Genomic DNA, 20,755 nt, shown 5'->3' on the forward strand with positions numbered 1-20,755 from the left:
GCTTTGAGAATACCCTAGCGTTAGCGTTAATGGCACCCGCCATTACGCTAACGCAACAGGAGTGTTTACGCTGCTTCGTAAGCCGCTTTTAAGCGGTAAAACTCATCGACAATCGATGCCATCTCAGTAGCGTTATAATCACACAGACCACTCACTACGAGCTTCTTCGAGCCAACACCAACCGCTTCCCCAGCAGATTCAATCGAGAACTCTAGCAGCGCATCTGCACGCTTGCCCTGCACATCTAACGATGAACGGGTAAGGGCTAAATCCGGCGAAAACCCATCGAGGCGCTCTAACGAAAAACCCATGCTATCGTAGATAACCAAAGGGCGCTTGGGATTAAACATCACCCCGTGCTGCTCCATCAAGGGCTTTAGATAGTGAGGAAAATTTTTACCTGAAAACGCCACATAGCAGCGGGCAAAGGCTTCAATAGCCGCTTCATCGTGCGTCACTTCACCACCACGCACCACCTGCAAATAGCACTTGCCTCCATCGTCGCAAACATGGATCTCGCCGTTATCTGCCTCACTAAACTTTAGAGGTGTATCAGCGCCCACCATATTGGTGAAGCGAAATTCCATTTGTCGCGACAACCCAAACTTCACCAGTACCAGCGTAAACAGCAGGTCACCGGGTACGCAGAAACGCCGCGCATCCGGATTATGAATCGGGTTGTAATCGCCGGCCACGCCTTTGGCGAAACGGCTGGCCTGCTCAGCAGAGATCACCACATACTCTCCGCGCTGCGCGTAAAAATCCTTGAACATGGCTTTGCTGCCTGCCTAGCGTTGAAATCGAAAACCCATAACGGCTCCACGTGGCGCATAATGCCATAAAACACTCGCTAACAGGAGTCATCTGCAAGGAAGCGCCTATGTCGAATGAACGCCCTATTTCAAAACGCTTGCCACGCATACTCTTCATTACGCTGTTAGGCGCATTAGTCATTGCATTAATGTGGTCATTTGGCAGCACGTGGTTGCTTAACAGCCAATGGCTACCACAGCGCATTTCTCAGATTGAAGGTGTCGACGTTCGCTGGACAGATGCTACTAGCTTACATCCAGGGCGCTGGGAAGTAGAAAATCTCTATCTAGCGCGGGAAGACGAGGCGCTTCTTGTGGCGGTTGAGGCGGAACGAGCCACGCTTTCGCTTTCGCTGCTCGCCCTGCTGCGCGGCGAGCTGCATATTCAAGCCCTGGATGCCAATGGCATTCGCCGGCTGACAGTGGGCGATATTGCTCTGGAAGCCAAAGGTCAGTTGCAGGTTGCGGACACTCAGTTTAGCCGTGCGACGCTGGCAGTTCCGAATGTAGCGTTAGATATTAGTGAAGGGCGTTTGATACGCCTGAGCGACCAAGCCACACTGGTTCGCGATATTCAATTACGCGCCAACGCCGCTTTAGCAAGCGTTGCCACCGCGCAACTCACCAGCGATGAGCTGACCTCTGAGCTACTCGGCGCACTGACCGCCCAGTTGAGCATTGATGCCCAAGCAGATGCCTGGGACGTCTTTATGCCTTACTTGGAAGCGCTACCCTGGCTCGCCCTAGACGGGCGCGGTGCATTAACCGGCGAACTCACTCTAAATGCTGGCAAACTCCAAACCGGCAGCGAGCTCACCTTAGACGCGCCTGCACTGCGCGTGTCTCTTGACGAGCGGCATCTACGCCCGCGTGATCAAGAAACACCTCAGTGGCTGATTGCTGATACGCCCTCCCCTCGGCACACGGCTACTGGTGAAGGGCAAGTGCGACTTGCCGTTGAGAACGGCCAGCTACACTTTTCAACCCAGTTAACCGGCGTAGAGCTAGCGGATACGCACCCGTATGCCACCGATACTCATCTGCGGCTCGCCACCGACATTCCCAATCAACGCTTAGATCAACTGGAGCTTCCTACCGATGCGGACCTTGCACTTAACGGCCACATCACGCGCTTGGATATGCTTGATCGTTATTTAGCCCACACCCTTGATGGTCAGGGCATCAAGCTTTCAGGCAACGGAGAAATTGAGGCCAGTGCCAGTCTACGCGATGCTCGGCCGTATAACGCCTCTCTCGCCATCCAGGCACCAGTACTGGCCGCCGAGTTGCTTGATGTTGTCGCCCAGGGCAGTGGCGTACTCACCGCCGAGTTAACCCCTGAGGAGATCGTTGACACCACCTTGATGTTCACCGATGCAACGCTTCACCACCAAACGCGGCAACTCCTTGCTGACGCAGAAATTACGCTGCACGCACTCAGCCCGCTTGACCCCGATCAGGCACAGGAAAACGCTACCGCCAAACTACAATGGCAATCCGCACGTCTGCCTGATATCAGCGTACTGCAATCCTATCTTGGAGCGGTGCTGCCCGACCCTGCCCCACTGCAACTACTTAGCGGCCAAGCCACCAGCACTGGACAGCTCGATTTCACTACAGAGCAGATGCGCGGGGAGATCTCTTTAGAAGGAGAGCAATTAGCCACCCGCTGGCAACTCAGCGAGCAGAGTGGCGCGCTAGAAAGCGACGCCCAGCTCAGACTGACGATTCAGCAGGCGGCGCTAGATGGCTCTCAGTTGGATATCAGCGGTTCTCGCCTACGCTGGCAGGTAGCAGACAGCCTCGCCCCTAGCGAACGCTTAGAGAGCACACTGGTATTGAGGGATGGTCGCTTTCAGCATGGCGATGCGCTTAACGGGCAGTTCACCCTCGAAGGCAGCGTTCAGCGGTTGAGTTTTTTAAATGCTTTTCTTCCTGATGCCCATGGTCTGGCGCTTTCCGGTAATGGCCAGCTATTAGCCCAAGGCGCATTTCGTAATGACCGCTTGCTAGCACCGACCAGGCTGCGGGTAAACGCCAACCAGCTCGAAGTGGCCTTCTTAGACTACCTCGCCAGCGGGCGTGGCGAACTGACAGCCCAACTCGACACTACCGAGCAGGCCAAGCTATCGCTAGGTATTCCACACTTTTCGCTTATGCGACAAGACGACGACCGCCCGCACCTGGAAGGCCGCCACTTTGCCCTCACTACCGAAACAGATCACTTTAGCGAGGTGCTGGAGTCCCCGGACCCCGCGCATTTCACCACCAGAGTCTCGCTCCCCATTATGGACGTGCCCGATTTCACCCGCTATAACCGTTACCTTCCTGAGGAGGCTGGCGTCAACTTATTAGGCGGCCAAGCCAGCCTTGCTAGCGAATGGCTCCTAGAGGGCATGACGGCTCAGGGCGAGCTTACTCTACGCGCTTTTGGCGCTGATATGGCACTACTCGACCAACGGTTAAGAGGCGATGTGGAGTTACACCTAACCCTCACCGAAGGAGATTTAGAAACACTTCGCTTTAACGCCAACGATTCATTCCTGCGCTTAGAGAACATCTTTCGGCAAAGTACGGAGGGTAGGCAAGATGCTGGCTGGTGGGTTCAGCTCACCATGGAAGACGCCCAACTTGAGTGGGGCGACCCTATTCGCTTAACCAGCCAGCTGCACCTGGGCATGCGCGATACAGGCTTACTAGCTAGGCTCTTTTTAGCCCGCGCTCGGGAAAGCGACTGGCTGGGTAGACTATTAAATGTCCGCAACATCAATGGCGACGCGCAGCTACACATCAGCGGCGAACGTATTCGCCTACACGACCTGACATTGACCGGCGATTCGCTGCTGCTGCTTTCCGATGTCACCCTGGCTGATGAGCACGCCAATGGCGCGCTCTATGCCCGTCTTGGCGCAGTGGGAATAGGGGTAGAATTAATCGCCAGTGAACCAACCCTGAAGGTATTACAACCTAGAGCCTGGTTTGATCGCTGGCGAGAGCTCAACCAGTATTAACAAACACCACATTGTGGCTATAATTTATTGGCGTTTTTTACGCTCGCGCCGAATCATCCTCACCCGCTCTTTGGCCTTTTGCGGCGTAGAGAGCGGCGCGGCGGTTTCATCGTGCACTTTCGGGGGCAGCGTTACCCAGGCAAAGACCGGTAGTGCTAGATGCCAATGAATAGCCGCCAGACGTAGCCCAAGTGTGACCATTAGCGCCGCAGCAATCGTGACGGTAAGTGGGGCGCCCAGTTCATGTAAGGCAACATAGACTATGCCACCTGCCATCGCTGCCGTTGCATAAACTTCTTCGCGCAGCACCATAGGGACGCGCTGGGCCAACACATCACGAATCATGCCACCCGCCACGCCGGTCATCATGCCCATCAACACCGCTACCACGCCTGAGGTACCCAGCAGCAGTGCTTTATGGGTGCCGATGACGGTAAATAGTGCCAACCCAAATGCATCAGCAACCGGTAAAAAGCCTCGAGACAGCCGATGAATATAGTGAAACCCCACCAAAGACACACCCACAGTGGCTAATATTACCCACAGATAAGTCGGGTCTGTTACCCAGAATACTGGACGAACGCCAAGCACTAGATCCCTGAGCGTGCCGCCACCAATTCCGGTCACCGCCGCCAGCACCAACATACCGAAAGGATCCATTCTTGAACGGCATGCCAAAATCACCCCCGACAAGGCAAATACAATCACCCCCGCCATATCCAACCAGTAGATCAAACCCGACACTCGCTGCTCCTTAGAGACATACTCAATTAGGCGAGCAGGATAGCACTCCTATGAATGCACTGGTCATAGCGGAGGAGATGAAATGCTCATTCAGTGGCCATGCTGCTCCAACCACTCACGAAGAAAGGCTATTTCGCTCTCTTGAGCAGCAATAATGTCCTCTGCCAGTTGGCGAATCTCGGGGTCTTCGCCGTACTCCAGCACAATGTCTGCCATGGCAATGGCACCCTCATGATGGGGAATCATGCCTTTTGCAAAATCTACGTCGGCATCACCGGTAAACGATATCGTCATATCCTCATGCATACGGTCATTGGCGGCTTGATAAGCTGCAACGGCAGGGTTGTCGCCGTGCGCATGATCCGAGGCGCCATGGTGACCATGGCTATCTTGATGACCATGACTTTCATGATGGTCAGCAAATAGCGAGGGCGACACCAATAATCCCGCCACGACACACGTACTTAGAGATAGCTGAATGCCAGAACGAATAGGCAGCATAGTAAACCTCCTTAAAATGATGAACGTACAAAACAGTCGCGATGGAAAGTACCAGATAAAGTGTAAAACCTACGGGCAGCACACAGGTCAAGACACGCTGATTGGGTTACCCTAGTAGACAGTAATTACCCATACACAGCATAGGAGCACGTATGGACTGGAACCCTGCTTACAGCTGGCTAGTCATCGCCCTACTGTTAAGTTTGGCAGAACTAACCTCAGGGGCCATGGTGCTACTGGCACTTGGCGTTGCCGCGGCTCTCACTGCATTGATGAGTACCTTTGGGCTAACCCTGCCCTGGCAACTGCTCACCATGGGTATTTTTGCGGGTGTATTAGTGCCCCTGGGTGTTATGGTGATTCGCCCACGCTTTTCGCCCAAAGGCGTTGCTTATGGCACCACCGGTACCGGTGTCGAGAAAGGCCGCCGGTACAAGACGCTAACCCGTGATTTTGATCACGCGACCGGCATTAACGTCAACGGAGACTTCTACCGCTTGCGCGTTTTGGAAAATGGCGACACCGAACTGCCCACTGGCACGCCTGTCGTCTTCAAACGTTTCGAAGGAACCACTGCGTTAGTCTCGCTAGGCCAACCAGCAGACCCTATCTCTCAGGATGACATTTCACAACGCAAGGAGCCATAAACATGAATAACCTCATGGATTTACCCATTAGCCCAGGTTTACTTATCAGCCTGATTATTGTCGTGATCGGCATAATAATCATTTCCAAAGGGTTGGTGATTATTCGCCAATCAGAAGTGATGGTGATTGAACGCCTTGGCTCGTTTCATCGCGTCATGGAGAGTGGCATTAATATCATTATTCCGTTTATCGAGCAGCCACGCGCGATCACCATGATTCGCTATAAAAGAATGGGTGAGGACTATCACCCCATCATGAATGATGAGCTGCGTATCGACCGTCGTGAAACGGTGATGGACTTTCCCGGTCAGCCTGTCGTCACCACGGATAACGTGACCGTACGCATCAACGGCGCGCTGTATTACCAGATTATCGATCCTAAGCGAGCCGTGTATGAAGTCGAGAACATGAGCCAAGCGGTTGAAGTACTGGCCAAAACGACACTGCGCTCGGTGGTTGGCAAGATGGAGCTGGATAAACTGTTTGAGTCTCGCGCAGAGGTCAATAACGAAATCCAGGTAGCCATGGAAGAGCCTGCCTCAAAATGGGGGGTCAAAATCTCACGGGTGGAGGTACAGGATATCGCCATGCCAGAAGAGGTTGAGTCCGCCATGCGCTTGCAAATGGCGGCCGAACGTAAACGCCGAGCGACGGTGACCGAGGCCGAAGGTGAAAAATCTGCCGCCATTGCCATGGCTCAGGGCCAGCGGGAATCGTCCATTCTTAACGCCCAGGGCGACAAAGAATCGGCTATTTTACGTGCCCAAGGTGAGCAGGAGTCCATCAAACTGGTACTTAACGCGATCGGCGACAGCGAAGAGAACAAACGCACGGTGGTGGGCTACCTACTCGGCCAGAGCTACATTAAGGGCCTGCCCAATATGGCGAAAGATGGAGAAAGGGTGTTCGTGCCTTACGAGTCCTCTGCCCTGCTTGGTTCTATGGGCATGTTTCGTGAAATGGCGGGATCGCCAGAGGATGCCGTGTCTAACCACCTGAAAAACCGCAGTGGTAGCGAAAGCGGGTTCCGCAGCGGCGTTGTCGGTGGCGCGGCCTCAGGAAATTAATACACGCTAATGTAACCACCGGCTGGCCTATGGCCGGTGGTTAGCATGTACTCGTTAGGCGAAAAATCAGCCTACCTGCCACCATACCCAACCAGCCAGCACCGCCAGATTGATCAGCACGGTAAGCCAGAATATGCCTCTGAAGCGGCGCTTTTGTGACTTATGACGCAGGGTCTGCTGCGCAACCATCGCCCCCGGCCATCCCCCCATCAACGAGAGTAAGTGCAAGGTATTCTCTGGTGTACGTTGCCCGTTCTTTTGAGAAGCAGACTTATCCATCATATAGACAAGCACGGTAACCACGCTGACCACCAGATACGCCACTGATACCCACATGGGTAACCATTGAAGCGTCGTAAGTACTGCTAGCACGGCGAAAAACAGCAGCGCTAACAACACGGCTCGCCCACCTGGGCGTTTCATATAACGCCGCAACGTGCCTGGCCCTGGTAACGCAATGCCTGTCAACGTTGCCCGCTCAGCACGCAGTTTACCTTGACCATCCACCCCCGCCTCAAAGATTACCCGCTGACGTTTTCCCGGTCGGCGCGAGCCCTCTTCAAAAGCCGAGATATGCACAAACACCCGCTCACCGCCCTTGTCAGGTTCAATAAACCCATAGCCCTTATCATCATCCCAGAAAGTGATTTTGCCTTTTGCTGTCATTGTATTGCTCCTCTCCCTGAGCGCCCGATGGTTAATTAATTAGACCATCACCTCAGTGCGACAAACAAGCAGTTAGCTTTCCCGACTCCAAAGCGATTGCCAACACTGTTTATTCCTGTTCATGCAAAGCAGTCACAAGTGGGCTATCCGCCAACGGCTGCCCCCAATGATCGCTATGCACCAGTTCGTGTAATGGTAGCCGAGCTCGCCAGCCTTTTGCTTCCAACTCTGGCTTGTCTAAAAACTCGCTGACATAGCCAAGGCAAAGATAAGCGACTGGATAAACATGGTTCGGCAAACTTAAGGCACTGCTTAACTGCGCCTGATCGAGAATGCTGACCCAGCCAACGCCAATGCCTTCTGCCCGTGCTGCCAGCCAGAGATTTTGCACGGCTAAACACGTGCTAAATAGGTCTGTCTCTAAAATACTATTGCGCCCTAGCACATGGGGGCCACCACGACTGCGGTCACAGGTAATGCAGAGGTTAATCGGACTTTCCAAAATGCCTTGAAGCTTCAAGCCTTGGTAGCGTTCCTTGCGCTCTCCCTCAAACCGCTCGGCGGCTTTTTGGTTTTCTTGCTCGAACATCGCCACTATCGACGCTCTAACCTCACTGCTTTCGATCACAATAAAATCCCAGGGCTGCATAAACCCTACCGAAGGTGCGTGATGGGCAGCCTTTAGCACTCTTGCTAAAATCTCGGGGGCAATGGGATCAGGTAAGAACTGTGAGCGCACATCGCGCCGCTCATCAATGGCGCGGTATAGCCCGCGCTTCTCAGCGTCTGAAAAGTGGTGGCTCGGGGTGCTCATTGGGTGTAAGGCCTTTGATAATACAAATATAGGTGCAGCCTACCCCAGAACGTTGCTGCGTTCATGAATAGGACAGCAACAGAGTTAGATTCCAAGCAGCAGTGAGTCGTGTAGTCTGCAATACACGCTATACCTGCTAACGCCCCAGCCCGCTAATACCACCGACCAGGGCGATGACACAGGATGATCGCTAGAATGACACAGGTTTCATTTTCGTAGCCAGCTCGTCATCTATTGCATTCGCACGTTTGGCGGCGGGCCTACTTTCAGTGCGCTCTATGTATTCTTTGAACACCTCTTTTGGCGGAATGTTTTTCTGCATTATTTCCCACCATAGGTAGCTGCTGAGCAAGATATCCGCTGCGGTGAATTGATCGCCACAAATATACGGCGTTTTTTCCAGCGCCCTTTCCAGAGTATTAATACTGTCTTCTAGGCGGCCACAACCAACGGCCTGGGCGTTACTGTCATCAATTTTCCACCCATAGGCCATTGCACTGGTGGCCATTTCAAAGGGACCGGCCATGAAAAACAGCCAGCGATAATAAGCACCACGCTCCGGGGATTTCAGCGGCGGAGCCAACTTTTTATCTGGAAACTGATCTGCTAGATACACCAAGATGGCTGCCACCTCGGTAACGACAGTGTTGCCATGCTGGATCGCCGGTATTTTACCCATGGGGTTAATGGCTAAGTACTCCGGACTTTTCATCTCAGCGCCGTACTCCATGGCCTTTGTCACGTAGGAAATACCTAGCTCTTCTAGCATCCAGCGCACTACGCGGCCGCGGGACATAGGGTGAGTGTAAAAAATTAGTTCTGACATGCTGATCTCCTTTTTCAGTCAATGCTTCAGATGACGTGAGTTGCTGCAAGATCAGGTTAATTTGTAAATAGGTGATAACTTGTCCTATATAAACGCAATAATTTAATTTGTCTGCAATGCTTGAATTCAGGCTTCAAAACTCGTTCCAGGAGGAAGGCCGTTATGGCGACCCCCACAACACGCGTGCTTGCTGTCCTTGAATTATTGCAAACCCATGGTCAGATGGGGGGTGCAGAGCTGGCCGAACGCCTGGGCGTCAATCGGCGCACCATCCGGCGTTATATTACGCTACTGGAAGACATGGGCGTTCCGGTATTGACCGAGCAGGGGCGCTATGGTGGCTACCGATTAGTGGCGGGGTTTAAGCTCCCACCAATGATGTTCACCGACGAAGAGACCCTCGCTATATCCCTGGGGTTGCTAGCCGCCCACCAACTTGGCCTTTCGGATGCAGCTCCCGCCATTGCCAGTGCTCAGGCGAAACTTGAGCGAGTGATGCCCGCCAACCTTAAAAGCCGCATGCGGGGTGTTAGTGATACCACTCGGGTCATTCTACCCCGTGGTGCACCCAGCCTTGATAACCGAGCCCTTGAAACGCTGACCAAAGCCACAGAAACCATGCGAACGGTGGGGCTTATCTACCACTCTCCACAGCAGGGACCGATAGCGCGTAGGATTGACCCCTACGGCCTAGTTTTTCAGCTGGGACGCTGGTATGTCGCTGGCTTATGTCATTTGCGGGGGGCTATGCGGTCCTTTCGTCTGGATCGTATCAGCGATGTTCACCTTCAGTGCGATACATTTATGCGCCCAGCCAATTTCGATGCGGCGGATTTTTTAAGTGAAAGCTTTTCGTCCTGGAGCCAACCCTATGAGGTGTCGCTAATACTCCACACCGATCTCAACACCGCTAATGCCGTATTCGGTTTCCAGGCTCTTTGTGCAAGCCCCCACGAACAGGTGGAAGGCGGGCTGCTAATCAATACTCAAACCGACAGTTTCGAGTGGCTTGCCAGCTGGCTGGCACAGCTTCCATTTCGGTTCACCATACTGAAGCCAACGGCGTTGAAGGATGCCTTGCGTGAACGAGCCAATGATTTACTGGCAAGTTGTGGGAACTCTGCTAGCGACGCTAGTTAATAGCGAGGTTAATATTGGCACAGCCAAACTGCACCCCAGCGAATTAAAATTAGACAAAAAATATAGAGAGCCTTTGATGAAGGCGATGAGCGCAGATAAGGCAAAAATCAACGAAAAAAGGACCGTGTTCGAGTTTACGGGGTGTCAATGAGCATTTTGATCGGACTCGCGCACGAGGCGATTTTTAACGCAGTATGGTCAAGCGCAACAGTTAATCAGAGGTTTCAGGCTAACTAAACAAAAAGCAGCAGCACTAGAAATTGCCAAACCTAGACGCCAAAATTGTGTTGGTTATTACGGTGATTACCGACCTTTAGAATTCATTTTCGAGCGATGTGTCGGCTCTCCTCTATACGATTAACGCCAAGGCAGTGCCTTGGCGTTTTTGCGTACTAAGCTGGAGCGATTACCTCAATTGGAACGGATAGACAGGTCCAATTTTTAGCAATTGCGTCAGCTCGTCCAACGCAGTGAGCACTTCAGTGGCGAGCTGGGGGTCGGCAAGGTCATCTGCCGCAAGGCGATCACGGTAGTGCCGGTTGACCCAGGCGGTCAGGTCATCGTATAGCGCATCATTCATTAACACGCGGCCGGTCAACGCTGCCTGTTCAGCTTCCGATAAGGCAACACGTAAACGCAGGCAGGCGGGGCCACCGCCGTTGCGCATGCTCTGCTTAACATCTTTAACGACCACGTCACTAATCGGATTATTGCCCGCCAGAATAAAGTCCTGAATCGTGCGCCAAACCGCTTCGCGCTCTTGGCACTCACTGGGCACTACCAACGTCATGGTGCCATCCGGGTTGGACAGCAGCTGGGAGTTGAACAGGTACGATGCTACCGCATCATCCATGCTCACCGCGTCTAACGGCACTCGCACCGGAATCAGTGGCGTAGACATTTTGGCGCGCAGCTCATCCAACGTGCGCGCTTCATCCAAAAAGGCCATTTCGTGGTACAGCAGCACGGGGCCGTTACCCACGGCAATGACATCGTTGTGGAAAACACCTGCGTCGATGGCATCCGGATGCTGCTGAGCAAACACCGTTTGCGCATCTGTTAGCCCGTGCTGACGGGCTACCGCCTGGCTAGCTTCCAGCGTTTGCCGAGCGGGGAAACGTTGTGGCTCACGCTCGCCGCCAAATGCTTGGCGACCATACACAAACAGGTGAACGCCTGGCTCGCCGTGCTCACCGCATAGGCGAGTGTGATTCGCCGCGCCTTCATCAGAAAAGGCAGGCGTCGCGGGCAGTACTGGATGATGTGCGAAGTGCTGCTCATCGTGGAAAATAGCCTGCAATACACGGCCGGTGGTTTGCGGCTCTAGGTAGCGATGAAAACTAGACTGCAGATTCGCCGGTGTAAAATGCACTCGGCGATCAGGCGCGTCAACGCTGGGGGTAACAGTGCCTGCGTTGGCCGTCCACATGCTGGAAGCCGAACAAACCGCCCGCAGTAGTTGGGGCGCCTCTTTGGCAGCACGGTTCAGCACATCGCTATTGCTACCGCTGAAACCTAAATCTCGCAATGCCCCCACATCGGGGCGCTGCTGGGGTGGCAATACGCCCTGGGCGTAGCCCGCATCCATCAGTGACTTCATTTTCAGAAGCCCTTGCAGTGCGCCCTCTTTGGGGTTGGATACCAGACCACCATGACTCATCGACGCCACGTTGCCATGGGCCAGCCCTGAGTAGTTGTGAGTGGGCCCAACCAACCCGTCAAAATTAACTTCTCTGACGTTGCCGTTCATTACGTTGCTCATAGGTTGACTCCTGGCGGCAGAGTTTCCGGCATTTCCAAAGTATCGGCTTCCATAGATGCCACCGGGTAAGCACAATAGTCAGCGGCATAGTAAGCGCTTGGGCGGTGGTTACCGCTGTCACCTACACCACCAAAGGGCGCATCGCCAGAAGCCCCTGTGGTTTGGCGGTTCCAGTTGACAATCCCAGCTCGAATGCGCAGCAGGAAGTCGTCCCAGTCAGCTTTATCGCCACCGATGAGCCCAGCAGACAAACCGTAGCGTGTATCGTTAGCCAGCGCTAAGGCTTCATCCCAATCGCTGTAACGATGGATTTTCAGCAGCGGGCCGAAATGCTCCTCGTCGGGCACGTCCAACCCCGTGACATCAATCAGCGCCGGGCTTAACAGGCTGGTGTTCTCTTTCAGGCGTTGCATACGGTTAATCACCGTACCGCCCAGGACTTCCAACTCATCTTGTGCCTTAAGTAAGCCATCGGCAGCCGCCACGCTGACCAAACCGCCGTAGAACGGCGCAGCAGGTGCGTCTTCAAACTGTCCGGCGACGTGTAACTTGCTGATCGCATCAGAAAGCGCGTCGATCAGGCGGTCCCCAACCTCCCCCTTCGGCACCATTAGTCGGCGGGCACAGGTGCAGCGCTGGCCACCAGATAAAAACGCCGACTGCAAAATGGTTAATACTGCAGCACGCTGGTCGTCGACATCTTTCACTACTAGGGGGTTGTTGCCGCCCAGTTCCAAGGCGAGGATTTTATCCAGCTGCCCAGCGAACTGCTGCTGCAGCATGCCACCCACTTTAGCACTGCCAGTAAACAGCAGGCCGTCGATACCGGGGTGCGCTGCCAAAGCTTGCCCTACAGCGACACCGCCTTGCACCAAGTTAATCACACCAGCAGGCAGCCCCGCTTCCACCCAGCATTGCAGGGTTAAATCGGCGGTAAGCGGCGTTTGGTCGCTGGGTTTAAACACCACGGTATTGCCTGCGAGCAACGCGGGGACCATATGGCCATTGGGCAGGTGGCCGGGGAAGTTGTAGGGACCAAAAACCACCATGACACCGTGGGGGCGGTGGCGCAGTACGGCTTTCGCACTACCCACTTCTTTTTCTCGCTCACCCGTACGCTCATGATAAGCCTTGATAGATAGCGCCACCTTACCCACCATCGCGCCAGCTTCAGTGCGCGCCTCCCAAAGCGGCTTGCCGGTCTCAGAGGCAATTGCTACCGCTAGGTCTTCACGGCGAGCCGTCAGTACCTCAACAAAACGTTCAACAAGTGCTTGGCGCTCAGCAAATGTTGTGCGCGCCCATTCAGGGAAAGCTACACGCGCGGCATCGATAGCGGCGCTAACCTGTGCGTTTGAAGCCGAAGCACCTTGCCAAAGCAGTGTTCCCGCAACAGGATCGTGCTTTGTGAAGCTGTCGGCATCGCCCGTTACCCAGGCGCCGTTAATCAGTTGCTGCTGTTGGGCGTGCATCGTCATCTCCTTCCCTTATGCGTGCTTGTTATACGTACTTGTTCTGAAAAGCTGTTCTGAAAAGCTGTTTTGAAAAGCTGTCGTGAAGCGTTGTTTTGAAGAGCTAGGTTTCTAACAAACGAACGTGGTCACCCGTCGTCACGCCCAGGCGATCGGCTTCTTGCTGGTTAAGCACGATGGTGTTTTCCTGGGTGGGCGCGCGGCCTATCCAACTGGCGGTGAAGTTAAGCATCTCAGTAGTGGCTGCCAGCCAGCGGCTAACGCTTTCGTCTGGTGCGCTTTGAGAAACCTCTACCTGGTAGAGCCGTGAATTACGAATCGCCCGCACATCGTCAATGTAGGCTTCCACCGTGGGGCCACCATCGAAAATATCGACATAGCCTTCCCAGCGCAGCCCTTCTTTCTTGAGCATTTCTAACGCAGGACGAGTATGGCGATGTACTTGGCCAATGCAGGCGCGCGCCTCTTCCGACATAAAGGTGGTGTAGATCGGAAACTTAGGCATCAGCTCGCCGATAAAGCTTTTTTGCCCCAAACCGGTTAACCGATCGGCTTCGTTAAAGTCCATGGGAAAGAAGTGCTTACCCAGACTTTCCCAAAAGGGGCTGGTGTTATGTTCATCAAACACACCGCGCATTTCCGCCAATATTTTCTGCGGAAAGCGGTCACGAAACTGTGCAATAAACAACCAGCGCGCTTTGGAAAGAAGCGCACCATTGCGTAGATGTTTATTCGCTTCGCCGCGATATTCAGGACGTAAAAACAGCGAACACACCTCGGCATCACCGGTGTGATCGGAGCTTAAAAATAGCGTGTCGATCGTGCGGTGCAAATCTAATTGCACTGAAGAGTGTGCCAAGGTGCCAAGCCGGTAATTGTAAAATGGCACTTCACGACCTACCTGACCTTCAATGGCACAGCAACCTGCCAGCTCTCCATTCTGCTCATCTTCTAGTACAAAGAAGTAGAGTCGATCGTTAACCGGCGTACGCTCTTCAAAGGCACGGGCAGCGGCTTCAATTTTTCCAGCCAAAAACTCGCGATTATCTGGCAGTGAGGTAAAGCCAACGCCTGCCTGCTGCGCAAGTGCCTGGAGCCCATCCAAATCGTCACGGGCAATGGGTCGAATGCGCATTACATCTCTCCTTCATCGAGCGCATCTACCGCGCTTGGCAAGGTTAGCGGCGCTGCCAGCACCGCGCGTCCCTCTTCTACACCTAAGCGCTCAGCATGCTGCGGCGAAAGCATCAATTGCCCAGTAGGTGAAAGTGCATAACGCGCCACAATACAGCGGAAATCGCCTAGGGTTTGGTTGGCAATCATCGCTGGTTCTGCATCGGGCAGCGCGTGCTCAGGACGCACCCTAACCGGATGCCAGGCAGCGCGCCGGAAGGTTTCCAACCGCTCGCGCTCGGCTTTTACAATCGGTCCTGCGTCGAAAATATCGACATGGCGAGAGCGCACAAAGCCTTCTGCTAGCATCTCTGCTAGCGCGTCTTCATGGGCGGGGTGTTCTCGACCAATGGCAGCGCGCGCCTGAGGCGTCAGCAGCGGTAGATAAAGCGGAAACTGCGGCATCACTTCAGCAATAAAGCTTTTCGAGCGAACGCCAGCGATGTGGTTCATCTCTTGGAAGCTGCGGGCAAAAAAGTGACGACCGACACTTTCCCAAAAAGGGGATTCGTTTTTGCTATCCAGGTAGCCCGGAAATGCTACCGCCAGAATGCGTGAAAAACGCTCGGGGTATTGAGCAATGAACATTAGTCGCGCACGGCGTAACAGACTTTCTGCACTGGTGCCTTTGTAGCGCGGGTTAAGCGATAGCGCGCAAAGCAGTGTGGCATCCGAGGCTTCATGAGAAAGCGCCAAGGTTTGCACTTCCCGGCGCACATTCAACTGCTGAGAAGCATGAATCAGCGTTTCCTGGCGGTAGGTGTAATAGGCTTCCGCTGCGCCGGCCTGGGCGCGAATAGTGGCCGTGCCTAGTACTTCCTCACGATCATCATCCGCCAGTACGAACATGTAGTGCTCGTTACCAGGAAATTCTATTTCACTGTTAAAGGCTTCCTGGGAGCGCACAATGCGCTCCTCAAGCCGATCACGGTTGGCGGGCAGGTTGGTGAGCCGCGGCACCGCGTGCTCTGCCAACTGCTCCAGGGCTGGAAGGTCAGCCATTGTTACCGGTCGGATTACCAGCATCCTTAACGCCCCCTCTTGTGTGGCTTCTTGCCTATTCATGCGCTGGCAACTAGCCGCTCAATAGCACGCTCTAGACGCGCCATACCCTCAGCAATATCTTCTTCTGGAATGACTAAAGACGGCGCCATGCGTAGTACGTTAGGACCCGCAATCAGTGCCATCACGCCCTCTTCAATGGCCAGCGGTAAAATATCTTTGGCACGGCCTTCGAAGGCATCCGACATTTGTGCGCCCATGAGCATTCCCATGCCGCGAATTTCTTTAAACACGCCATGTTTGCGGTTAATGGTTTCTAAATGTTCACGGAACAGGTCGTGACGATGCTTAACGCCGTTGAGCACCTCAGGAGTGTCAATGAACTCCACTGTGGCCAGTGCGACTGCCGACGCCAAAGCATTGCCACCGTAGGTGGATCCGTGGGTACCAATCGCTAAAGATTTCGCAATCGCATCCGTAGTCAAGGTGGCTCCAACAGGGAAGCCGCCACCCAGCGATTTGGCGCTGGTCAAAATATCGGGCGTAATCCCGAAGTTCTTGTAGGCATAAAGTTCGCCGCTGCGGCCAACGCCCGTTTGGACTTCATCGAAAATCAGCAGCGCGTTGTGCTCGTCGCACAGGTCGCGTAGCCCCTGAAGGAATTCTTGGGTCGCGGGAACGATACCGCCCTCGCCCTGCATGGGCTCTACCATAATGGCGCAAGTGTCGTCGCCCACAAGCTTGCGGACACTTTCCAGGTCGTTGAAATTGGCGTGCAGAATGCCGCCAGGCACGGGGCCAAAACCTTGAGAGTACTTGGGCTGACCACCCACGCTCACCGTGAAGAAGGTGCGGCCATGGAAGGATTGATAAAACGAGATGATTTTATCTTTGTGCTCACCATGGTTATCTACCGCCCAGCGGCGGGCTAGCTTCAGCGCGGCTTCGTTAGCTTCGCCGCCAGAAGAGCATAGGAAAACTTTATCAGCGAACGTGCGTTCAGTGAGTGTTTTGGCAAGTGCCAACGCTGGTTCGTTAGTAAATACGTTAGACAGGTGCCAAAGCTTTTCACCCTGCTCTTTTAACGCATTCACCAGCACAGGGTGGCAGTGGCCTAACGAGTTAACAGCAATACCGCCGGCAAAGTCGATATAGTCACGTCCCTGTTGATCCCACAAGCGGCTGCCTTCACCACGTACCGGGATAATTTGCTGTGGTGCGTAGTTGGGCGTCATGTAGTGATCGAAATCCTGACGGCTTGGGGTGTAACTCATGGGACGATACCTCCGGTGGAGTAAAGGATAGATTCAGTATACGGGGGGCGATAGACGCCGTGCTTTCAGTATTGGGACGGTAAATTATGAAAAGCTGCGCTTATCCAAGCCGCTCTTCACGTGGCGTAATGCCAAAATGGTTGCGGTAGGCCGTGGAAAAGTGCGCGCCGGATGAGAATCCGGTCATCAGTGCGATATCACCTACTGGGCGATCGCTCTCTCTTAACTGTTTACGCGCATCTTGTAGGCGTAAATCCAGGTAGTAACGGCTCGGGACTGCTTGCAGATACTTCTTAAATAACCGCTCTAATTGGCGCCGAGAAATACCTAAGTGCTCGGCCAGCTCAAGCGTAGAAAGCGGCTCTTCAATATTCGCTTCCATTAGCGTAACGGCATCTACCAAGCTTTGCGGCGCATGGCCCAGGCGATTACGCAGCGGTACGTGCTGACGCTCATCAGCTAAACGGATACGGTCGCAGACGAACTGCTCAGAAACCTGCTCGGCAAGGCGCTGGCCGTGATGCTTACCAATCAGCGTCAGCATCATATCCATCGCCGCGGTACCGCCTGCGCACGTTAGTCGGTCGCGGTCGATTTCAAACAGTTGCTGAGATAGTGTGACCTGGGGGTAAGCCTGTGAAAAGGCATCGAAACGCTGCCACGGAAGCGTCGCACGGTAGCCTTCTAACAGCCCACAGCGGGCGAGCACTTCCGTCCCGCCAGCCAGCCCACCAATGGCCACGCTTCTGCCCTGGTGACTGCGCAGCCACTCATTCAGTTTGGCGGGCAGTGCATAGGGCAGCGGTGTAGGCGCGCACACCAGCAGTATATCCAGCGGGCCCAGAGGCTCGCCCAATACGTGTTGAGCCATCAGTGAAAGCTGTGCGCCACTGCGCACAGGCTCGTCGGTCAAACTAAGCGTCACGGTGTGATAAAGCATCCGCCCACTTAGCTGATTAGCCATTTGTAGCGGCTCGATCGCGCTCGCATGGGCCAACAGCGAAAAACCTGGCAGCAGCACAAAGGCCACTCGCCGACGCTCACTGGTGGATGACATCAACGTACTTGAGGACATAACAAGCTGCTTTGCTGCATAAAACCACCGTCACCGAAGGTAAAGTTTCTGTTAATAAAGCCATCTTACCCAATTGTACAAGTGAAGGCAGCGCCGTGACCTTTTAAGCAAAAATAGGGTGCATAAATGCAAATTGCCGGGCGCAAGGCCCGGCAATGAGGTTCAATTAGCGACTTTTGAGGGAAGTTGATCTTGTCAAAATCAGTGTTAACCGCCGCTGTTACCTGCACCTAGAATCAAAAAACCAGCCACGACCAGCCCAAGGACGATAATGATCAGTGGCAGCATCTTGTGCATACCCTTCGCTGGCTTCTTAGCTTCCGGCTGCTGCTGGGGTTCTGCGGTGTCGAAATCTTCCGGCAGCCGCTGGTTAAGTACATGCTCTTTCTCTTCTTCCCGGGTTTTGCTTTCCCTGGTATCCATACACCACCTCTCGCTTTCCGGTTAGATGATCAAAAGCGCGGCGATTAACGATCCTCGTCGCGCTTAACGCTATAGTGTAACGACATCAAAGTGAACATCAGGGTTCACATCTGCGTCGTAATCTACGTCATCACGCTCGAAGCCAAACAGCTTCAAGAATTCATGCTTATAACCAGCATAGTCGGTAATTTCGAATAGGTTCTCTGTTGTGACGGCCGGCCATAGGTCTTGGCAGGCTTTTTGTACGTCGTCACGCAGTTCCCAGTCATCAAGACGAAGGCGGCCTTTTTCGTCGGTGACCATCTCATCATGTTGGCCAGAGTAAAGGCGTTCACCAAACAAGCGGTTTAATTGATCAATAGTACCTTCGTGCAGGCCCTGCTCTTTCATGATGCGGTAGACCATGGCGATATACAGCGGCATCACAGGAATCGCCGCGCTGGCCTGGGTAACGACCGACTTGAGTACGGCAACATTGGCACCGCCGCCTGTTGCTTTAAGCTTGGCGTCGATAGCGAAGGCGGCGCGATCGAGATCTTCCTTGGCTTTACCCAACGCACCGTGCCAGTAAATCGGCCAAGTGATTTCTGTGCCGATATAGCTGAACGCCACGCTGCGGGCACCTTTTGCCAGCACCCCTGCTTCGTCCAAGGCGCTCATCCACAGCTCCCAGTCCTCACCACCCATCACAGTGATGGTATCGTCAATTTCTTGCTGAGTGGCAGGCTCGACCTCCGCTTCGATAATAGCGTCTTTATTCGTATCAATGGCGGTAGCGCGGTAGGTCTCACCAATCGGCTTCAGGCTCGAACGCTTCACTTCACCAGTATCCGGCAACTTACGCACTGGCGAAGCCAGGGAGTACACCACCAGATCAACCTCTCCCATGTCCTGTTTGATCAGCTCAATGGCTTTTTCCCGCGCTTCGTTAGAGAACGCATCACCGTTGATCGATTTGCTGTACAGACCTTCCTGCTTGGCAAACTTGTCAAACGCGGCGCTGTTGTACCAGCCAGCAGTGCCGGTTTTTTTCTCACTGCTGGGCTTTTCAAAGAACACACCTAAAGTGTCAGCGCCATAGCCAAAGGCAGCCGTAATACGAGCGGCCAAGCCGTAGCCGCTGGAAGCACCAATTACCAGCACCTTTTTAGGGCCTTGGCTTTTATCTAAGCCACGCGCTCGAGTCGCCTCGATTTGTTCGAGAACATTTTGCTCGCAGCCTTTGGGGTGAGTCGTTGTGCAGATAAAGCCTCGCACTTTTGGTTTAATAATCACATTAAGCCCCTTTATTGGTTTGATTTGGTTATTAGCATGTCACTGCCAGTTGCTAGTGGGGGTATTCTAGCGGTCTCGACGCGCGCTGTCCGCTCTTGAGCTTATTCGCCATTCACGGCAGGATAGCGGCCTGTCCACACCTTGCCGACGAGGCCATCATGAATGCACAGCAGCTAGTCGATGAGCGCGGCGACCTATGGCTTGCCCTGGCTCCACTTTGGCTGGATCGTGAACCCCGCGAGCGCGACTACGCCCACATGGTAGAAGTGATTGAGCAACACGGGCTGACGCTCAAGGAACTAGAATGGATTTTTCGCCTAGAGCTAGCTCCAGTAATGTCTCGCCATCAGCTCTCTATCGCCAGCGAATGGCGAAAGTTCGATGATTATCAGTTAATGAAACAGTTGGTGAGCCACAACCTGCGCCTGAAAGGCTGGCGACGCAAAAGCTGGGCACTGTTTTCAGGGCTAACGACGATGATGGTGCGCCATCGCTGGGTAGAACTAATGCAGCGGCTGATGGTCGCGCGTGGAGAGTGTTAGGCATCACTACTCTTTATCGAGCGCAGCTTCAAGCGCCAAGCGTAGCGATAACCCGTGATCTTTCGGGCCAAAGCGGGCGACCACGCTGCCGTCGCGACCCACCAAAAACTTGGTGAAATTCCACTTGATAGCTTTGGTACCCAACACGCCTGGCGCTTCTCGTTTAAGCAACACAAACAACGGGTGCGTGTTCGGCCCATTTACCGAGACTTTTTCCAGGAGCGGGAAGCTCACACCAAACTGCTGCTCCCCGAAGGCACAAAACGCTTCCGCACTTTCTGGCGACTGTTTACCAAACTGGTTGCAAGGAAAGCCAAGTACCATAAAACCGCGGTCACGGTAACGCTGGTAGAACCCCTCGAGCTCTTTTAACTGTGGGGTGAAGCCGCACTTGCTGGCCACATTAACGATTAGCAGCACCTGCCCGCGCAGCGCCCGTAAGTTAAACGGCTTGCCTTGATGGGTGTAACAATCCTGCTCATAAATTGACATCGCAAGCCCCCTAAATGACTCCATCCACATGGGCTTT

The 20,755-nt window shown here is 53.9% G+C and carries 20 protein-coding genes; 5 read left to right on the top strand and 15 right to left on the bottom strand.

Annotated elements, in window-relative coordinates; genetic code table 11:
- Nucleotides 1-65: 65 nt before the first annotated feature.
- Nucleotides 66-773 carry a DUF3581 family protein gene (locus HZS79_RS10015; protein ID WP_179927786.1) on the bottom strand — a complete coding sequence of 236 codons (708 nt, stop codon included), beginning with the start codon at nucleotides 771-773 and terminating at the stop codon, nucleotides 66-68.
- A gap of 107 nt (nucleotides 774-880) precedes the next feature.
- Here HZS79_RS10015 and HZS79_RS10020 point away from each other — a divergent pair, with 107 nt between their 5' ends.
- The gene (locus HZS79_RS10020; RefSeq protein WP_179927787.1) at nucleotides 881-3,823 is read left to right on the top strand and encodes a translocation/assembly module TamB domain-containing protein; all 2,943 of its coding nucleotides are present in this window, start codon (nucleotides 881-883) and stop codon (nucleotides 3,821-3,823) included.
- 24 nt (nucleotides 3,824-3,847) lie between these two features.
- Here the strand turns inward: HZS79_RS10020 and HZS79_RS10025 are convergent, their stop codons facing one another.
- Nucleotides 3,848-4,567, bottom strand: a complete 720-nt coding sequence (locus tag HZS79_RS10025; RefSeq protein WP_162218664.1) for a TRIC cation channel family protein — start codon at nucleotides 4,565-4,567, stop codon at nucleotides 3,848-3,850.
- Between the two features lie 90 nt (nucleotides 4,568-4,657).
- Nucleotides 4,658-5,068: a CopM family metallochaperone gene (copM, locus tag HZS79_RS10030; protein WP_179927788.1), complete on the bottom strand. Its 411-nt coding sequence runs from the start codon at nucleotides 5,066-5,068 to the stop codon at nucleotides 4,658-4,660.
- 152 nt (nucleotides 5,069-5,220) lie between these two features.
- Here copM and HZS79_RS10035 point away from each other — a divergent pair, with 152 nt between their 5' ends.
- Nucleotides 5,221-5,715, top strand: coding sequence for an NfeD family protein (locus HZS79_RS10035; protein ID WP_179927789.1), 495 nt, complete (start codon nucleotides 5,221-5,223; stop codon nucleotides 5,713-5,715).
- Between the two features lie 14 nt (nucleotides 5,716-5,729).
- Nucleotides 5,730-6,782, top strand: coding sequence for an SPFH domain-containing protein (locus HZS79_RS10040; protein ID WP_162218728.1), 1,053 nt, complete (start codon nucleotides 5,730-5,732; stop codon nucleotides 6,780-6,782).
- 66 nt (nucleotides 6,783-6,848) lie between these two features.
- Here the strand turns inward: HZS79_RS10040 and HZS79_RS10045 are convergent, their stop codons facing one another.
- The 3 genes from HZS79_RS10045 to HZS79_RS10055 all read right to left on the bottom strand — a co-directional run bounded on the left by HZS79_RS10045 (nucleotide 6,849) and on the right by HZS79_RS10055 (nucleotide 9,088).
- Nucleotides 6,849-7,448 (bottom strand): DUF1294 domain-containing protein, encoded by a 600-nt coding sequence (locus tag HZS79_RS10045; protein ID WP_162218667.1) that lies wholly within the window; start codon nucleotides 7,446-7,448, stop codon nucleotides 6,849-6,851.
- A 109-nt stretch (nucleotides 7,449-7,557) separates the two neighbouring features.
- Nucleotides 7,558-8,262 (bottom strand): 5,6-dimethylbenzimidazole synthase, encoded by a 705-nt coding sequence (bluB, locus tag HZS79_RS10050; RefSeq protein ID WP_162218668.1) that lies wholly within the window; start codon nucleotides 8,260-8,262, stop codon nucleotides 7,558-7,560.
- A 190-nt stretch (nucleotides 8,263-8,452) separates the two neighbouring features.
- Nucleotides 8,453-9,088, bottom strand: a complete 636-nt coding sequence (locus HZS79_RS10055) for a glutathione S-transferase family protein (RefSeq protein WP_179927790.1) — start codon at nucleotides 9,086-9,088, stop codon at nucleotides 8,453-8,455.
- A 162-nt stretch (nucleotides 9,089-9,250) separates the two neighbouring features.
- Between HZS79_RS10055 and HZS79_RS10060 the strand changes: the two genes are divergently transcribed.
- Nucleotides 9,251-10,228 carry a helix-turn-helix transcriptional regulator gene (locus tag HZS79_RS10060; protein ID WP_179927791.1) on the top strand — a complete coding sequence of 326 codons (978 nt, stop codon included), beginning with the start codon at nucleotides 9,251-9,253 and terminating at the stop codon, nucleotides 10,226-10,228.
- 406 nt (nucleotides 10,229-10,634) lie between these two features.
- Here the strand turns inward: HZS79_RS10060 and astB are convergent, their stop codons facing one another.
- The 8 genes from astB to fabV form a co-directional block, all read right to left on the bottom strand.
- Nucleotides 10,635-11,990, bottom strand: a complete 1,356-nt coding sequence (gene astB, locus HZS79_RS10065) for an N-succinylarginine dihydrolase (protein ID WP_371829568.1) — start codon at nucleotides 11,988-11,990, stop codon at nucleotides 10,635-10,637.
- Nucleotides 11,987-13,462 carry a succinylglutamate-semialdehyde dehydrogenase gene (astD, locus tag HZS79_RS10070; RefSeq protein WP_179927792.1) on the bottom strand — a complete coding sequence of 492 codons (1,476 nt, stop codon included), beginning with the start codon at nucleotides 13,460-13,462 and terminating at the stop codon, nucleotides 11,987-11,989. Before astD ends, astB begins: the two co-directional genes overlap by 4 nt.
- A 103-nt stretch (nucleotides 13,463-13,565) precedes the next feature.
- The gene (gene astA, locus HZS79_RS10075; protein ID WP_162218672.1) at nucleotides 13,566-14,597 is read right to left on the bottom strand and encodes an arginine N-succinyltransferase; all 1,032 of its coding nucleotides are present in this window, start codon (nucleotides 14,595-14,597) and stop codon (nucleotides 13,566-13,568) included.
- A complete protein-coding gene (locus HZS79_RS10080; protein ID WP_162218673.1) occupies nucleotides 14,597-15,661 on the bottom strand; it encodes an arginine N-succinyltransferase in 1,065 nt (354 codons plus the stop codon). The genes astA and HZS79_RS10080 overlap by 1 nt, the downstream gene beginning before the upstream one ends.
- 35 nt (nucleotides 15,662-15,696) lie before the next feature.
- On the bottom strand, nucleotides 15,697-16,911 hold the full coding sequence (locus HZS79_RS10085; RefSeq protein ID WP_162218674.1) for an aspartate aminotransferase family protein: 1,215 nt from the start codon (nucleotides 16,909-16,911) through the stop codon (nucleotides 15,697-15,699).
- A 100-nt stretch (nucleotides 16,912-17,011) separates the two neighbouring features.
- Entirely contained in the window at nucleotides 17,012-17,986 is a 975-nt protein-coding gene (locus HZS79_RS10090) for a GlxA family transcriptional regulator (protein ID WP_179927793.1), read from the bottom strand.
- Nucleotides 17,987-18,193: 207 nt separating this feature from the next.
- Entirely contained in the window at nucleotides 18,194-18,409 is a 216-nt protein-coding gene (locus HZS79_RS10095) for a hypothetical protein (RefSeq protein ID WP_162218675.1), read from the bottom strand.
- Between the two features lie 69 nt (nucleotides 18,410-18,478).
- Nucleotides 18,479-19,684 carry an enoyl-ACP reductase FabV gene (gene fabV, locus HZS79_RS10100; protein WP_162218676.1) on the bottom strand — a complete coding sequence of 402 codons (1,206 nt, stop codon included), beginning with the start codon at nucleotides 19,682-19,684 and terminating at the stop codon, nucleotides 18,479-18,481.
- A gap of 158 nt (nucleotides 19,685-19,842) precedes the next feature.
- Here fabV and HZS79_RS10105 point away from each other — a divergent pair, with 158 nt between their 5' ends.
- Nucleotides 19,843-20,226 carry a DUF7079 family protein gene (locus HZS79_RS10105; protein ID WP_162218677.1) on the top strand — a complete coding sequence of 128 codons (384 nt, stop codon included), beginning with the start codon at nucleotides 19,843-19,845 and terminating at the stop codon, nucleotides 20,224-20,226.
- A gap of 6 nt (nucleotides 20,227-20,232) precedes the next feature.
- Here HZS79_RS10105 and HZS79_RS10110 read toward each other — a convergent pair whose 3' ends face one another.
- Nucleotides 20,233-20,718 carry a glutathione peroxidase gene (locus HZS79_RS10110; RefSeq protein ID WP_162218678.1) on the bottom strand — a complete coding sequence of 162 codons (486 nt, stop codon included), beginning with the start codon at nucleotides 20,716-20,718 and terminating at the stop codon, nucleotides 20,233-20,235.
- Nucleotides 20,719-20,755: the final 37 nt, after the last annotated feature.

It is taken from the genome of Vreelandella zhaodongensis, from assembly GCF_013415115.1.
Lineage (GTDB): Bacteria > Pseudomonadota > Gammaproteobacteria > Pseudomonadales > Halomonadaceae > Vreelandella > Vreelandella zhaodongensis.

What these genes read in the sequence shown, in the direction of transcription:
- astB (WP_371829568.1), bottom strand. Translation starts at nt 11,990, where the DNA reads ATGAGCAACGTAATGAACGGCAACGTCAGAGAAGTTAATTTTGACGGG.
- HZS79_RS10105 (WP_162218677.1), top strand. Translation starts at nt 19,843, where the DNA reads ATGAATGCACAGCAGCTAGTCGATGAGCGCGGCGACCTATGGCTTGCC.
- HZS79_RS10060 (WP_179927791.1), top strand. Translation starts at nt 9,251, where the DNA reads ATGGCGACCCCCACAACACGCGTGCTTGCTGTCCTTGAATTATTGCAA.
- astA (WP_162218672.1), bottom strand. Translation starts at nt 14,597, where the DNA reads ATGCGCATTCGACCCATTGCCCGTGACGATTTGGATGGGCTCCAGGCA.
- HZS79_RS10015 (WP_179927786.1), bottom strand. Translation starts at nt 773, where the DNA reads ATGTTCAAGGATTTTTACGCGCAGCGCGGAGAGTATGTGGTGATCTCT.
- HZS79_RS10035 (WP_179927789.1), top strand. Translation starts at nt 5,221, where the DNA reads ATGGACTGGAACCCTGCTTACAGCTGGCTAGTCATCGCCCTACTGTTA.
- HZS79_RS10095 (WP_162218675.1), bottom strand. Translation starts at nt 18,409, where the DNA reads ATGGATACCAGGGAAAGCAAAACCCGGGAAGAAGAGAAAGAGCATGTA.
- HZS79_RS10090 (WP_179927793.1), bottom strand. Translation starts at nt 17,986, where the DNA reads ATGTCCTCAAGTACGTTGATGTCATCCACCAGTGAGCGTCGGCGAGTG.
- HZS79_RS10040 (WP_162218728.1), top strand. Translation starts at nt 5,730, where the DNA reads ATGGATTTACCCATTAGCCCAGGTTTACTTATCAGCCTGATTATTGTC.
- HZS79_RS10110 (WP_162218678.1), bottom strand. Translation starts at nt 20,718, where the DNA reads ATGTCAATTTATGAGCAGGATTGTTACACCCATCAAGGCAAGCCGTTT.
- HZS79_RS10085 (WP_162218674.1), bottom strand. Translation starts at nt 16,911, where the DNA reads ATGAGTTACACCCCAAGCCGTCAGGATTTCGATCACTACATGACGCCC.
- astD (WP_179927792.1), bottom strand. Translation starts at nt 13,462, where the DNA reads ATGCACGCCCAACAGCAGCAACTGATTAACGGCGCCTGGGTAACGGGC.
- HZS79_RS10055 (WP_179927790.1), bottom strand. Translation starts at nt 9,088, where the DNA reads ATGTCAGAACTAATTTTTTACACTCACCCTATGTCCCGCGGCCGCGTA.
- HZS79_RS10080 (WP_162218673.1), bottom strand. Translation starts at nt 15,661, where the DNA reads ATGCTGGTAATCCGACCGGTAACAATGGCTGACCTTCCAGCCCTGGAG.
- HZS79_RS10045 (WP_162218667.1), bottom strand. Translation starts at nt 7,448, where the DNA reads ATGACAGCAAAAGGCAAAATCACTTTCTGGGATGATGATAAGGGCTAT.
- bluB (WP_162218668.1), bottom strand. Translation starts at nt 8,262, where the DNA reads ATGAGCACCCCGAGCCACCACTTTTCAGACGCTGAGAAGCGCGGGCTA.
- copM (WP_179927788.1), bottom strand. Translation starts at nt 5,068, where the DNA reads ATGCTGCCTATTCGTTCTGGCATTCAGCTATCTCTAAGTACGTGTGTC.
- HZS79_RS10020 (WP_179927787.1), top strand. Translation starts at nt 881, where the DNA reads ATGTCGAATGAACGCCCTATTTCAAAACGCTTGCCACGCATACTCTTC.